The organism is cyanobacterium endosymbiont of Epithemia clementina EcSB, assembly GCF_029919255.1.
GTDB lineage: Bacteria > Cyanobacteriota > Cyanobacteriia > Cyanobacteriales > Microcystaceae > Rippkaea.
In genome coordinates this window covers 1,956,110-1,971,004 of record NZ_CP123991.1, presented here as the reverse complement: position 1 = coordinate 1,971,004, position 14,895 = coordinate 1,956,110, and the positions used below count along the sequence as shown (strand labels likewise).

The 14,895-nt window shown below is 32.9% G+C and carries 8 protein-coding genes; 4 read left to right on the top strand and 4 right to left on the bottom strand.

Features of this window, described 5'->3' with window-relative positions:
* Positions 1–887: 887 nt before the first annotated feature.
* Positions 888–2,177, bottom strand: a complete 1,290-nt coding sequence (locus tag P3F56_RS06485; RefSeq protein WP_281152098.1) for a D-alanyl-D-alanine carboxypeptidase — start codon at positions 2,175–2,177, stop codon at positions 888–890.
* A gap of 165 nt (positions 2,178–2,342) precedes the next feature.
* Between P3F56_RS06485 and plsX the strand changes: the two genes are divergently transcribed.
* From plsX to fabD, 3 genes are all read left to right on the top strand, one after another.
* Positions 2,343–3,395, top strand: a complete 1,053-nt coding sequence (plsX, locus tag P3F56_RS06480) for a phosphate acyltransferase PlsX (RefSeq protein WP_281152097.1) — start codon at positions 2,343–2,345, stop codon at positions 3,393–3,395.
* 79 nt (positions 3,396–3,474) lie between these two features.
* Entirely contained in the window at positions 3,475–4,476 is a 1,002-nt protein-coding gene (locus P3F56_RS06475) for a beta-ketoacyl-ACP synthase III (RefSeq protein WP_281152096.1), read from the top strand.
* Between the two features lie 41 nt (positions 4,477–4,517).
* Positions 4,518–5,393, top strand: coding sequence for an ACP S-malonyltransferase (fabD, locus tag P3F56_RS06470; RefSeq protein ID WP_281152095.1), 876 nt, complete (start codon positions 4,518–4,520; stop codon positions 5,391–5,393).
* A 1,046-nt stretch (positions 5,394–6,439) separates the two neighbouring features.
* Here fabD and P3F56_RS10520 read toward each other — a convergent pair.
* The 3 genes from P3F56_RS10520 to hypD all read right to left on the bottom strand — a co-directional run bounded on the left by P3F56_RS10520 (position 6,440) and on the right by hypD (position 12,190).
* Positions 6,440–6,571: a transposase gene (locus tag P3F56_RS10520; protein ID WP_405054743.1), complete on the bottom strand. Its 132-nt coding sequence runs from the start codon at positions 6,569–6,571 to the stop codon at positions 6,440–6,442.
* Positions 6,572–7,148: 577 nt separating this feature from the next.
* The gene (locus P3F56_RS06465) at positions 7,149–7,817 is read right to left on the bottom strand and encodes a bifunctional 4-hydroxy-2-oxoglutarate aldolase/2-dehydro-3-deoxy-phosphogluconate aldolase (protein WP_281153745.1); all 669 of its coding nucleotides are present in this window, start codon (positions 7,815–7,817) and stop codon (positions 7,149–7,151) included.
* Positions 7,818–11,059: 3,242 nt separating this feature from the next.
* Positions 11,060–12,190, bottom strand: coding sequence for a hydrogenase formation protein HypD (gene hypD / locus P3F56_RS06460; RefSeq protein ID WP_281152094.1), 1,131 nt, complete (start codon positions 12,188–12,190; stop codon positions 11,060–11,062).
* A gap of 2,194 nt (positions 12,191–14,384) precedes the next feature.
* Here hypD and P3F56_RS06455 point away from each other — a divergent pair.
* A complete protein-coding gene (locus tag P3F56_RS06455) occupies positions 14,385–14,540 on the top strand; it encodes a hypothetical protein (protein ID WP_281152093.1) in 156 nt (51 codons plus the stop codon).
* Positions 14,541–14,895: the final 355 nt, after the last annotated feature.

The following is a 14,895-nucleotide window of genomic DNA, read 5'->3' as shown; positions in this document are numbered from 1 at the left end:
ATGTAAAATAAAATTGCCATATTTTTAATACTCAATACTTTTGAAATGAATCGTAAATTTTCTACTAAATATTAGTCAATATGTATTACTTATTATTCCAGTTTATTTATATTTTTTAAATAAATTAAGTATAAAAAATAAAATTTTAATTCTTTTCAATTATTTTCTATTATTTATTTAGATAAATAGTTACTAAAGTTAAAGCTAAACTTCATTTTAAATGAGGTTGCTAAAACTAAACACAAATACGGGTATAAAAAAGTTAAATGACTAAAACTAGTTCAATTGTTTCTAGATTCTAAATAGAAAAAGATTCCATGTATTAAAAGAGCTGAAGAATGAACATCTTTTACTCAAGAAAAAGTAGAGCCTGAGTGACGAGAAGAAAGATAAGAGGTTAAAAAAGTATCCCCAATACTTAGGAAAGATGTATCAAGTAAAAGACGAAATAAGAGAAATTTTCGAAAGTAAAATAATGAGTAATGAGGCTTCCTATAAACTTCTATAATATACAGTTTTCGTCCATTCTAGAAGTTTATAGAAGAGTTGTCAGGTAATAAGCATGCAGATTGATAGATTGTAGCTAATTTCGGCAATCAAACCTCTAAAGAAGTTGTAGAAGAGATCAATCAGAAAATCAAATTAATTAAAAATAAAGCTTATGGCTGAACTAACTTTGAAGATTTGGGAAGGAGAGTCTTGTGAAACTGGTATTTTCTCTACTAACTTATCCCACTCGATTTAGGAGAGCTAGTAAATTTTTCTTATCTCCTAGTAAAAAAGACAAATTTTTGGGGATACTTTTACACGAGTAAATCTCCTTAAATAGCTTAACCCAATTATTTGTTTAATTTTTACTAAATGTACAAGTCATTGAGCTTAAGAATTTAACTTTTGGCTTTTAACTTATTGCGTTGAGGATCACCTAAATAGAGTTTAGTTTGCTGAGTTGATGAAACATTAGTCAGTTGCAAATGATCAGCTAAACGCTGTAATAATCGATCCTGTTCAACCCGAAAGCGCTCAATGTTGTAGCCATGATTAATGATAGAAAACCAAACTTGACCTCGCTCTTTTGTAGGTATCACCCCCGCTAAGGCACTTACTTGAGCTAAGGTCCCCGTTTTAACTGCCACCCCATATGGAAGATTGCGCCATTTTACCGTTCCAGTGGTGTCTCGTCCAGCCATTGGAAAAATGTCTGTGACATTGATGGAATTTCCTTTCAACTTCTTCTGAATACCAATTAACATAGCCACAGATGCTTGAGGAGAGATGCGGTTTTCGAGTCCCAATCCTGATCCATTAATCAATTGAATTTCTTCGAGGGGAACATGAGCCGCTCTGGCGGCTTTTTGAGCTACTATCTTTGCCCCTCCCAGCGATTGTGCTAAGCTCTCAGCCATGGCATTATTACTATGGAGATTCATTTGTTTAAGGAGTTCAGCCAAAGTTAAAGACTGGTGACGGATTAGTAATTGAGAACCTTTTGGGAGATTAGATTGAACTTGAACCTTACCCGTGATCGCTACTTGGGGACGAGGAGTATTGGGAAGGAAGTTTTGATACTGTTGTTCAACAATTCTACGCCAACGAGATTTATCTAAGCCTACTTTGAGCAGTTCCCCTGAGGTTTGGGGATCAGATTTAAAATTCATCGAAAAATTATTAACAATGATTAAATTACCTATTACTTGACGAATTCCCAATTTGTTTAAGTGATTACCCAGCGTGATCGCTTCTTCCCAAACAAATAAGGGATCACCGCCTCCTTGAATTACCAAATCTCCTGTTAAGACTCCATTTTTGAGAGAACCTACCGTATAAATTAGAGTTTCAAAACGATGATCGGTTTCCCAAGTTTCCAAGGCAGCAATAGAGGTGGCAATTTTAGTCAGGGACGCAGCAGACAAAGGAATATTAGACTGATTCTGTCCTAGATAAGCCCAATCTGATTGAATCCAAACCCCTTGTCTGTCTAGAGAGAAACCTAAGGCTGTGATGTTTTGGAGATAGTCGGCCACGATTTTTTCTACTATAGGATCAGGAGTGGTGGGAACATCAAAAATTTTTGCCTGTTGCCAGGCAGCTACCATCATTGGCTGCAAAGGTTCTGGATTAAGCCCTAAAACATTTATCAACAAATTAGCAATGGCCAAACCGAATAGTTCTTGCATTCTGAAATCACCTCACGTCATGCGATAATCTGGGTAATGTTAATTTTCTTGATCTTTACTTTTTTATCATTATTTGTTTAGCCTATTGTGAAATTGCGAATTCTTTCTGTTCGGATTTTTCAGGGCTTCTGTTAAAATTTTGAAGGTTTCTATCACTTTGATTCAATGGCAGCAACCCCCGCAAGAATTGCAGTAGACGCTATGGGAGGGGATCACGCCCCTGGTGAAATCGTCGCTGGAGCGATCCGAGCTTCCGAAGAGCTAGATGTGACCGTTTTGTTGGTTGGCGATCATCAACAAATCCAAAACTCCCTAAAACACCATGCTCATGCCCCTAATATCGAAATTGTCGAAGCCGATGGGGTTATCGCTATGGACGAAGGACTCAAGGGACTTAGACGTAAACCAAAAGCATCCATTAACGTAGTCATGGATTTGGTTAAACAAAACCGTGCTGATGCGGTGGTTTCGGCGGGACATTCAGGGGCTGCCATGGCGGCAGCTTCCCTCCGCTTAGGCCGCATCAAAGGCATTGATCGTCCCGCAATTGGGGCTGTCTTCCCCACCCTACTAGCGGGTAAATCCGTGATTATTTTAGATGTAGGGGCTAATGTGGATTGTCGTCCCAAATATTTGGAACAATTTGCCCTAATGGGGACTATTTACAGCCAATATGTAATGGGAGTTGACCAACCCAAGGTAGGTTTACTCAATATTGGCGAAGAATCTAGCAAGGGCAATGATTTAGCTTTAAGAACTTATGAATTATTAGAAAAAAACAAAAAAATCCCCTTTATTGGTAATGCAGAAGGAAGAGATGTCCTCTCGGGCCAGTTTGACGTAATTGTCTGTGATGGTTTTGTTGGGAACGTTCTACTCAAATTTGCAGAAGCTGTTGGAGAAATCCTCCTAAAAATTATGCGCGAGGAATTACCTCAAGGATGGCGTGGAAAAATTGGCGGTCAAATCCTTAAGCCAAACCTGAAGAAGCTGAAACAACGTATTGATCATGCTGAACATGGGGGTGCATTATTGTTTGGGGTCGCCGGGATTTGTATTATTAGTCATGGTAGCTCCCAAGCTCCATCAATTTTTAATGCGATCCGCTTAGCAAAAGAAGCCATTGATCACCGAGTTATTGAGCGTATTCAAGCTGATAAGTCTACTGGTATCGATAAGATGGTGGATAGCTCAGCTATAGTAAACATTCAACCGTGATAATGGCACTAAAAGACTTTTAGGGGAGTATTCTCCCCGATAATCACAAATATTTTAGGGAGACCCAAGGAGTAAATCGTTGAACGCATCAGGAGCTAAAATTGCAATTACGGGCTGTGGTTCATTCACACCAACCCAGGTGCTCACTAATGATGACCTTAGTCATCTTGTTGATACCTCCGATGAGTGGATTCGGACGCGTACTGGAATCGGCCGTCGGCATTTAGCTTCGCCAGATACATCCCTTAGCGATATCTCGGCTCAAGCAGCTCAAGGAGCAATTACTATGGCTGGTCTAACTCCTAGAGATATTGACTTAATTGTCTTAGCGACTTCTACCCCTGATGACTTATTCGGGAGTGCGGCTAAAGTACAACACTTATTAGGAGCTTCTAATGCGGTAGCTTTTGATTTGACGGCGGCGTGTTCGGGCTTTGTTTTTGCCTTAATCACTGCCGCTCAATTTATTCGGACTGGGGTTTATCAACGGGTAGTAGTGATTGGAGCTGATGTTCTTTCCCGTTGGATAGACTGGTCAGATCGTAACACCTGTGTTCTCTTCGGTGACGGAGCAGGCGCAGTAGTTTGTCAAGCAACCCTTCATGAAGATCGCTTGTTAGGGTTTGATATGTATAGTAATGGTCAGCAACATCATTCCCTTAATCTTTCTTACGAAGGACAAGAGAAAATCCTTAAAGATGAAGTTACTATCAGTCAAGGGACTTACCATCCCATCACCATGAACGGAAGAGAAGTTTACCGTTTTGCTGTAGCTAAAGTGCCAGAAGTTATCGAAAGGGCCTTATTTCGTGCTAGCATTTCCAGTGACGACATTGACTGGCTGATCCTACACCAAGCCAATCAGCGTATCATGTGTGCGGTGGCTCAACGGCTCAAGATTCCCTTAGAAAAGGTCATTGCTAACCTAGAAGAACGCGGTAACACGTCAGCCGCATCCATCCCCATTGCCCTTGATGAAGCTGTCAGAGACGGGAAAATTAAAACGGGGGATGTCATCGTTAGTTCTGGTTTTGGGGCCGGTTTAACCTGGGGCGCAGTAATTTTTCGCTGGGGAATTTAATTACCTTTAATTAATTTTTGAAGATTTATTGAAAATAACAAATGAAAATAGCGTGGGTATTTCCGGGACAAGGATCGCAAACCGTTGGGATGGGAGTAGATTTACAAGATACTCTCATCGGCAAAACTAAATTTGAACAAGCACAGCAGATTTTGGGTTGGTCTGTGGTGGAAAAATGTCAGGGAGATGAGGAAGAATTATCTCGTACTCTCTATACTCAGCCTTGTTTGTATGTAATTGAAAGTATTTTAGTCGATTTACTTCGAGAGAAAGGTCAAACACCAGATTTGGTGGCAGGGCATAGTTTAGGAGAATATTCGGCCTTGTATGCGGCGGGAGTATTCGATTTTGCTACCGGATTACAGTTGGTTCAACATCGCGCCCAGTTAATGGATACAGTCGCTGGGGGGAAAATGGCCGCCTTGATGAAGTTTAATCGAAGTCAATTAGAACAGGTGATCGCAGCTAACCCTGATGTCGTATTAGCTAACGATAATAGTGAACAACAGGTGGTTATTTCGGGAACCCCTGAAGCAGTCAAGGTGGTTCTCTCTCAGGTTAAAGCTAAACGAGCCGTTCCCCTTAAAGTGTCTGGAGCATTCCATTCTCCGTTAATGAAAACAGCGGCTCAACAATTTGAGACGTTATTGACTGCTTATGAATTTACTGATGCTCAAATTCCGGTACTTTCTAATGTTGATCCTACTCCTACTCAGTCAGGAACAGTCTTAAAAGCTCATTTGACTCAACAGATGACTAGTTCTGTTCGTTGGCGAGAGATAATGTTGCAATTGCGTCAAGAAGAGATTAGTCAAGGGATTGAGGTTGGTCCAGGAAAGGTGTTAACGGGCTTAATTAAGCGTACTTGTCCCGATCTAGAGTTGGCTAATGTCAGTGGAATCAAAGACTTGCTCTGATCAAAATTAATCAATGGAGAAGTGGTTGAGCTCAACTAAAACTACGGCTAAATTTTTGTATCAGAGCAATTCTAATTTGACCATTTTGACTCGTTTGCAATACTTTACCGCTATTTATACCCAGACAAGTTAACCAACTTTCTCCATGGACCCAGATATCTATACAAATGCAATGGTATTAATTAATAGGTTTGTAATTTTAGCTCTCCTAGATTGATTCTGAACAAGTTGGTGGGAAAAATATCAGTTTCATAAGATTCTGTTTCTAACATTATCAAAGTTAGTTAAGCCATGCGCTTGTCTTTATGATCAATTTAATTTTTTGATTTATCTCTACTACTACTACTACTACTACTACTTGGGAGGTTCGAGCATAAAAATAAGTTTTAATTTTATTAATACATCTACTATTTGATAACTATTTTAAAAAAAATAATAAGCAGTTTCTGTCTATTATAGTAATTTATTGTAACCCTCATTACTCATTACTTAATTTTCAAAAACTTTCTTATTTTCTCTTTTATTTAAAGCATTTTTCTGAAGAAAAAGATACTTTTTAAACATCCTCTATATTATATTTATTTTTGTCACTTACGGTTAATTTTTTTTAGTAGAGAATATTTACTATGATTTATCTTGGTTAGTTTTTATCTTTTGTTTTAGTTTTTAGTTTTTCTGTTGCTCTTTTTTTAGACTTTCTTTTGCAGTCTAACTCTTCATTGAGCTATTTCATGACACGAAATATATCCACCACTATTTAGGTTTTAGAAAATATTTCTTTAAATAAACTTTGATAGAGTATCCATAAATACTGAATTCTTCTATTTAGCTTAAAATACAGGTAATGGTGAGATATTTTAAATTTAAAACCTCATTTATTAAACTGAGTTGATATTTAATGCCATAGATATTAATTAAATTAAAATGTCAAATCTGGTATGATTGAATGTAAACGCAAAACCTGATTAAATGTTATTCATATAACAACTATAGCTTTCAACAAGCCCATTTTTAATTATAAAACCTTATCTTGATATTTTTATTGTTTAAATAACAGGTTCGGGATAAAAAAAATAAACATTTTTATATCTCGAATGTTTAATCTGAGAGAGATTTTTACATTTATCGTAAATATTTTTAATCAAAGAACGTTTACAACGTATGATTTTATCAATCAATTTTATCAACTTTTACTTTATTTTCTGTCGATGCCGAGTTATTCATTGAAGTCCTTGTTTATAGGGCCTTTTAAAGAGTTATTGAGTAACGTATTTTCGGTCCCCAAATAACTTACCAATTAAATATTTTGCTAACTTAGAAATAAGTTTACCGTCATTTGTATTGCCTAGAATAAACTTAAAATCGAATAATTAACTTTGGTTGTTTATAATCAAATGCTGTTTAAAAGTAAAATACTATACCATTAAATTTTAATCTCTAAATATATCAATTGAGAAACAGCATTGCCATGCTGTTCAAATTCTTGATAGAAGTCATCTAAATCACAAAACATTTCGTTAAAATAGAGATAAAATTTGTACTCAAAATATCAGAACTCAATAAAGGTTTCTTTTAGAAGATAACTACTGCTTTCCCCTTCCTCTATAAATTTCTGTTAAACCTACTTCGAAAAGAATAAAACTTTTTATGGTTGACTAGCCTTTCATATGCTCTCTGTTGTATTTAACTTTAACTAAAAGTTGACTAAACTTTCAGGAATTATCTTTGAAAAAAAACTGGTGAAACAGCAATTTCTTAGATGGAAGAAAAAGGCTTTAGTTGTTGTAGCAATATTTGAGCTTTTTGAGTGATGACTTCCCAATTTTTGTTTTTAATAGCATTCTTGGGAAATAATTGACCAGATAACCCTACTGCAATCGCCCCTGCTTGAATAAAGGCCGCAGCATTGTCGAGGGTTACGCCACCAGTGGGAATAAGCGGAATAGACCCCAAAGGACCTTGTAGCCCTTCAATATAAGGGACTCCTCCTATCGCTTGTACAGGAAAGACTTTAACGCAACTAGCTCCCAATTGCCAAGCGGTGATAATTTCCGTAGGAGATAAAGCGCCAGGAATTATAGGAATCTTGGCGTTAATGGCAGTTTGAATTAATGTGGGGTTGACGTGAGGTGTAAAGCAAAATTGAACCTTAGCTGCAATCGCCTCTTGTAGCTGTTCGAGGTTTAAAACCGTCCCTGTTCCGATGGTACAGTTAGGTAATTCCTCGCAAATTTGGCGAATTAATTGGATAGGTCTTTCACTATTCCAGGTAATTTCAATTAGACGAATTCCACCAGCAGACACGGCTTTGGCCATATCTAAGCCAAGATTTAAATCATCAGTGCGGATGACTGCAATAGCCCGATGTTGTCTGAGCAAATCTTGCCAAGCTAGTGAAGAGTTTTTAGAAGAGTCTGAAGAGATCAAATTTTTGTTTGAGAGATAATTAATTTTCCCAATCTAGTTTAACCATTACGCGCACTTAATACAAGGAAAATATCTAAATTAGAATAAATCCTCAAATCAAAATTATGTCAGTTTTTTCTAAAAAAATCCTTTATATCCCAAAAGGATGTCTCAATTAGAATAAAACGCGATCCTGCAAAATCTGCCATGTAAAAGTTAAAAATACAAAGACAAAGTTTAATGTTCAATAACAGGCTTATTAACAACCATGATAATTATTTTGCTGATACTATATAGCCAAAAAGATGCGGAACAATCAGGCGTTATACTGGACAAAATATCACCTATTTTTACCAAGTAACAACCCAACGAATAATAGAAAAAATTCATAATAAATTAAATTTGATTCAAAGGAGAGCTTATTGATTCAAAAACTGACGAAATTTTTGAATCCAAAGTTTCTTGACTTGGTATTTCCCCAGTTCATTTTACATTATTGATTTGGTAGATCTGAAAAAGCTGACGACAAAAGTAAACATAAAAATGGAGAACTAACACGTCGCTCCTTAAACTAGTTATCAATTTAAGGTTAAAAGTAAATTTTATAATTATCAATATTTTGCAGCCAAGTGATTTTTTCTATTTTTTTAGGTGATACTTCGAGAAGTTCCTCTCCTAGATTTTGACCATTAGTTTAAATAGTAAATGTACTGGTTATATAATTACAATATTAGTAAGTTTATATAGCAATTTATGCTGCTTTTAAATGAGAAAAATTTTAATTATAGAGATGTAAAATCTACTTATTTAAACTGAAATATATAAAATAAAATTTTTTATAAAAACAAACATAACATTATGTTTTATAACTTTATAATTATGGACTTATATAGTCAATAATACTGCTTGTTGCATTAATTAAGCTTTATTTTATTTTTTAATCAATAAGTAAACCGGAAATTATATTAGTTTTAGTTATATCAATACACTCAAATTTTCTTAAAATACAAAAAAATATTAAATCAATTATTTTTAGTGTATGGAGTCTATGATTGAAGACTTGCTTAACTACTTTTGCACCTAGAATACAATAATTTTTGAAAATATAGAGAAAATACTTCTCATAATTTAAACTTTATTTATTCTCATTAATAAAATCTATGATGAGTCATGCAGAGATTAACACCAATATTTTTTTGAGATTTAATTAGGTTTTGTTGATTGAACTTTTATATAAATCTCTATTAATAAATATTTTTTGATAACTGTGTTATCGTTCTATTGGCTCTATTAATATTTTCTTGAACTAGCTTATGAACTTGTGTCAAAACTTTTTTGCTTGTTTTTAGTCTACTTTAGATAAATAACTAAAAAATCGTATTCTAATACCGGAAGTTACTTTTAGTAAGATTAGTTAATTAATTAACTAATCTTACTAAAATAGGAACTATTTGTGCGCCATTTGGATTTATTTTTTTTATTTTCTTTGTATAGATTTTTTAGATAAAAATATACTTTTTTTAGATAAATAACATGAAAAATATGTATCTGAGCTGCTGGGGAGTTTTCTTTACTAGTTCTTAACTATTGCCATATATCTTACCATAGTCATCATTAACATTATTGAAGAATCAATAATGTTTAACTTTGGTTAAAATTTCCGAAAAGTATAAAATTAATGATGTATATAAAATTCTTGAATTAATACCTTTAGAGAATAGACTTCAACGTCTAAATCAACTATTCTATAGACTTATTAACCTTAATTGTTAAAAATTATCTTATCAGTACTTCACAAAATGGCAATGCATTTAATAAAACAAAACGTGAACTACTAGTATTATTAGTTTCTTTTTTAAACATCTTTCTAATTGTTATAAAACTTGTTAAGTATGATTGGATTATTAATATAATCATACTTAACAGTTGCGGATTAATAAATTATTTTAAACATTATTTTTCTAGGATGAATAAAATAGTTACGATAATATATGGTAACTATTTTTTTATAAAAAACTTAAATTTACTTAAATTACTAATTTTTTTAGATTTAATGTCAATTATCAATCAACTCTTCAGCTTTCATTAGCTCTAGCTTTATAAAAGCTTATAAAATACTAAAAGAATAAGCTTCTATTCTCTCAAATTTTATGACCATAAATAAACTATATTTCAAATTGAAATAACTAGACTTTCATTAATTTTATTGAAGTCTTAATTATCTTTATAAGATAAATATAAAATTGAACAATATTTTTATAAGAAATTTTTTAAAATTGTTAACTTAATTCTTTTTAAAAAGAAGCATTAAGTTAACAATTTTAACATTCTTCTCTATCTCTAAAATTTAAAATTGCTGGTACTTTTAGAAAATTTTAGCTTTTCTTTTCAAGAAGAACAACTATTTTCTATTACATAAACTCAATAAAAAAAGTATTCCAACTACTAGTCATAAATAGTTTTTTTATCGAGTTTTTATAGGGAATATTAAGTTTTAAACTTTTTTTTAAAAAACTACTAAAACATCGAAAGAAAACTAAATAATTTGTCTAATTACTTTAATTATTTCATGTTTATTCCTTAACTAAGAATAGCCAATAAATTTACGTTAGTTTACTTTACTAAAACAGGTATTAATGGTTATATTATTAATACTTAAAATTTACCGGATAAAGTCAATTTATATTTAACTTGATTCAATAAACAAGTTCATAACTTTCTCTTAGCTAGAAACAGTTCACGCTGTCATGAGACAAATTGTTAAACATCTCGGATAAACGATTAGCAGTAATAATAGACTATCTTTTCATCTTCTCTGAAACGACTAATAAGAAATTGATTAAACAAAGACTTCAAAATATTAATTTACGCTTTAAAGTTAACTAGTAAATTTTAGTTACTAACTTCTAGCTTATTATCATTAAGTCTTTGAATAAGGGAAGAGATTTCTCCCAACTAAAGAATAATAGAGGTTCTTAAAATAATAGGAGTCTAATCAACTAATGATAATGGCAGTAACACCAACAAAAACTGGATTGCTTTTTAACCCAATAGAATATGAGTCTTTTGATAATTCTTATCTAAGTCTACGCTAGTGTATCGGTTGCTAATTTTTATATTTCGGATCAGGATAATCAGTCATTTTAAGATTTAGATTTTATATAAAATGACAGTACTTATAGTATAGTTAAATTTTATTGTGGTTATCAAGGCTGCGACCAAAGTAAAAAGAAAAGATATTGCCATAAGGTTTTGACTTCTTAAACCATCAATGTTCGACTTTGATAACTACGATAGCGATAATAAGCAGCACAAGCTCCTTCTGAGGATACCATCGGTGCGCCTAACGGATGTTCTGGGGCGCATTCTTTCCCAAAGGCAGGACAATGCTGGGGTTTTTTACGGCCTTGCATGATTTCCCCACTAATACAAATCGAAGAGACATAAGAGGGTTTGGTTAAAAGTAACTCCTCTTCTCGGCATTCTAAAGCAAACCGTTTCAAGGCGTCAAAACTAGCGTATTTTTCCCGCAAACCTAAGCCACTTTTATTAATCTCCCCAATACCTCGCCATTGACGGGTAACTACCTCAAATACTTCTTGAATAATTTGTTTTGCTATAGAATTACCTTGTTGCTCCACGGAACGGACATACTGATTTTCACAGTATGCTTGTCCTGACTCTAACTGTTGCAGACATAGATAAATTCCTTGGAGAACATCAACGGGTTCAAACCCTGTTATTACAATAGGAACGCCGTATTTTTGGGCAATGGGATTATATTCTTCATATCCCATTACTGTGCAAACATGACCGGCGGCTAAAAATCCTTGTACTTGGGATTGAGGTGACCCTAAAATAGTTTCCATGGCGGGGGGGACCAGGACATGAGACACTAATAAAGAAAGATTGGTTATTGCGCGTTGTTCAGCTTGATAAACAACCATGGCGGTCGCAGGGGCAGTGGTTTCAAACCCGACAGCAAAAAAGACCACCTGTTTGTTAGGATTTTCCTCGGAAAGTTTAAGACAATCCAAAGGAGAATACACGATGCGAACATCGCCCCCCCTTGCTTTGATGGTAAGCAAATCTTCATCGGTTCCAGGGACTCGTAACATATCCCCAAAGGAACAGAAAATTACATCTTGAAGAGCAGCAATTTTTAAGGCAGAATCAATTAATTGAATAGGGGTTACACATACTGGACAACCTGGTCCATGAATCAAAGTAATTTTTGAGGGTAAAAGTTCATCAATTCCATATTTCACAATAGAATGGGTTTGTCCACCACAGATTTCCATTATCTTCCAATCTTTGGTGGTTATCTGGGCAATTTTCCTGGAAAATTGTTGAGCTAAGTTAGCATCGCGGTATTCGTCAACAAATTTCATAGTTGATTAATTTAATGATGAGTGAGATTTGAATAACATTCTTTAATTTTTTTTAAAGCCATATACATCTCCTATGCTAGTCAAAACTTCTGTAAACGTTGAATAAATTTAGTTTTTCTTTAGAAATTAAGTATTAAAGTTTAGTTGAATAACTAAATTTCATTATTTACAATTCGCCAAAAAATTATGGTAACTTCTGTAGCTATTTATACATCTGATTTAACCTTTTATAACTCAAGAACATCTTGAATTATATTTTTCTTCTTTATGAATTTTTTTAAAAAAAACGAATCTTTTTCTTAAGTACATGGTTAATTTAATTGATTTGATAGGTCAGGTTATCTATACTTTTAATTAAAAATTATTTTCAAATAAACATGAACAGAAAAAAAATAGATGGTAAAATCAATTAACTATAGTGGATAAATAGAAAATATTCTGATAACTTATTATATCCTGAGCTCGTTAATCTTCTGATTAACGAGTTTATGTCTATTGTTAATTAGAGCTTAAATAAGTCTATTTTCCCCAAAAAAGATATAAATATAGTATCTTAGCTATCTTTATAGCTAAGATACTATATTAAACGCAATTTTTAAACCTAATTTAATACTTCAAATATCAAGTAATAAACGATATAAAAATTAACGGCTTACTATCTTATGTGTTTTTAACAAAGCACATATACAAATAAGATCAAATTAATTGAAAAGATCTTAAATAGCGATAGTGGAGTAATTGAATAAGAAATAGAAACAATTTTTAAAGATTTAAATTAAGAATTACACATAAGAATGCCTCAGCTATTGAAACGGCTGGCAATTGATAAAGACTTTCTAATTAAAGAATAAGAAAGTTATTATTTAGTGTTAGTAAAATTAGATAAATAAATAAATTTATAAATGATAGCAATGAGAAAATATAAGAAAATAGTAGAACAACTAGAAGTTTGAGGGAAAGAGGTGTTTACAAAAAGAAAAGAAGTTAGTATAGAGCTTTGGAAATTTTGTAATAATGTTATAAATTCATGCCACAAGCTAAATTAATAATAAATAAATTTTATAGAATGAAAAAAATTAATCTTTGACCATATAGTCAGAAATAAGTTCTTAAACAAGAAGATAGAAAATTTAAAATTGCTAGCTTGAAAAAATAGCAATTTTAAATAAGACAAAATTTGCTATTATCGGGGATATATAAAATATAAGTAGCAAACAAAAATACAAATTAAACTAAGTGTATAAAACTCAGTCAGTATTCTTCAAAATGCTCTAATATAAATAGTAATTTATAACAGGTTTTTAAAAAAAATAGACTAAATTTAAGGACTATTAGAGTTAGTTAATTAGTTTAATAAATCTTATTTATTAGAGCTAGATGCTAAACAATTGTAAATTAGACGTCAGATTGGAAAATCATTGCCTATATGAATTTATCAACAACTCAGGGAACTGTAGAAAGTATTGATAATAAGTTGAGAAAGTCATAAAAACAATAAAATTCATAGAAAAAAACTATATTTGTATTTCCATATTATCTTAATATCAATAAAAACTATCGATCAAAATTAGAACAATATTTGTAAGCCCAATAATTTCCAAATTATAGAACTATGAATAAACCTATTAATTTAGTATATAAATTTAGTAACAGATGAATATAATTATAGCTAGTCTATCCACTCTTATTAGAGTGGATAGACTAGCTATAATTATGAAGATTTATTTTTAATCTTTGATTTGGTTACTTAACTTTGTTATTCAGGTCAATCCGGTCAACTCTCGTATCAAAGATACGTACCATCAATATCCTATTAGAACCAATATTTAGTCTCTTATACTCTTTTACTCTTTCATTTATAAAGTAGTGACGACATCATAGACAAAAGTTTTTTGTGGAAGAAAAAAAGTTACGATAAAACAGTTAGCGGTAATCCTATTTTATATGCGAGTATGTACACATCTTTAGCGTAGGAATTAGTCAGAAAAAGAGATAGATTAAATGGAATTTAAGGTTAACGCCCCTAAGTAATAGTCATTAACTAATTAATTTTAAATGCTTGTTGCGGTCTAAGTTCTTTTCAATTCTTGAAACGTGTAGGAAGAATCCCCTCTGTACTCATCTCCCATGAAACGAGTACAAAATCTTTATGCGCCTAACCCCTAATATTTTGAATTGAGTTGAGGTGTTGAATATGAAAATTTCAGGAAAAACAGTAATAGTCACAGGGGCTTTCCGTAGGATTAGACGAGTGGGCCCTCTTGAATTGGCTTGCCATGATTTCAGACGTCTATTATTGGTAGTCCGCAATGCCAAACTTAAACTTACTACTGTCAATCAAAACTATTAGTCAAGCCTGATAAGAATAAAGTTCTTTTTTGATAACTCGATTATCTCAAATTGACAATGAATTGGCTATCAATTTAATGGAAACCCATGGCATTACTCGGTTTGTAGCCCGATGTATGACCCAATAAAATTTTCGAGCGAGTTTAATAGGAAAAATTGCCGCCCCACCATCGCAACTCATCTGAAAACTAAATTGACTCTTTCGGGCTTTACTTAAGCCTTATGAGAATAACTAGTTCCCTATAATGTCCGAGTGGTTGTTTTGCCTCCTTCTCTCACCTATGCGGATATGGTCGGAAAGTTAAAAGGTTTTGCTCGATCAAACCTATCTTCTTCTATGACATTGTCCAAACTTT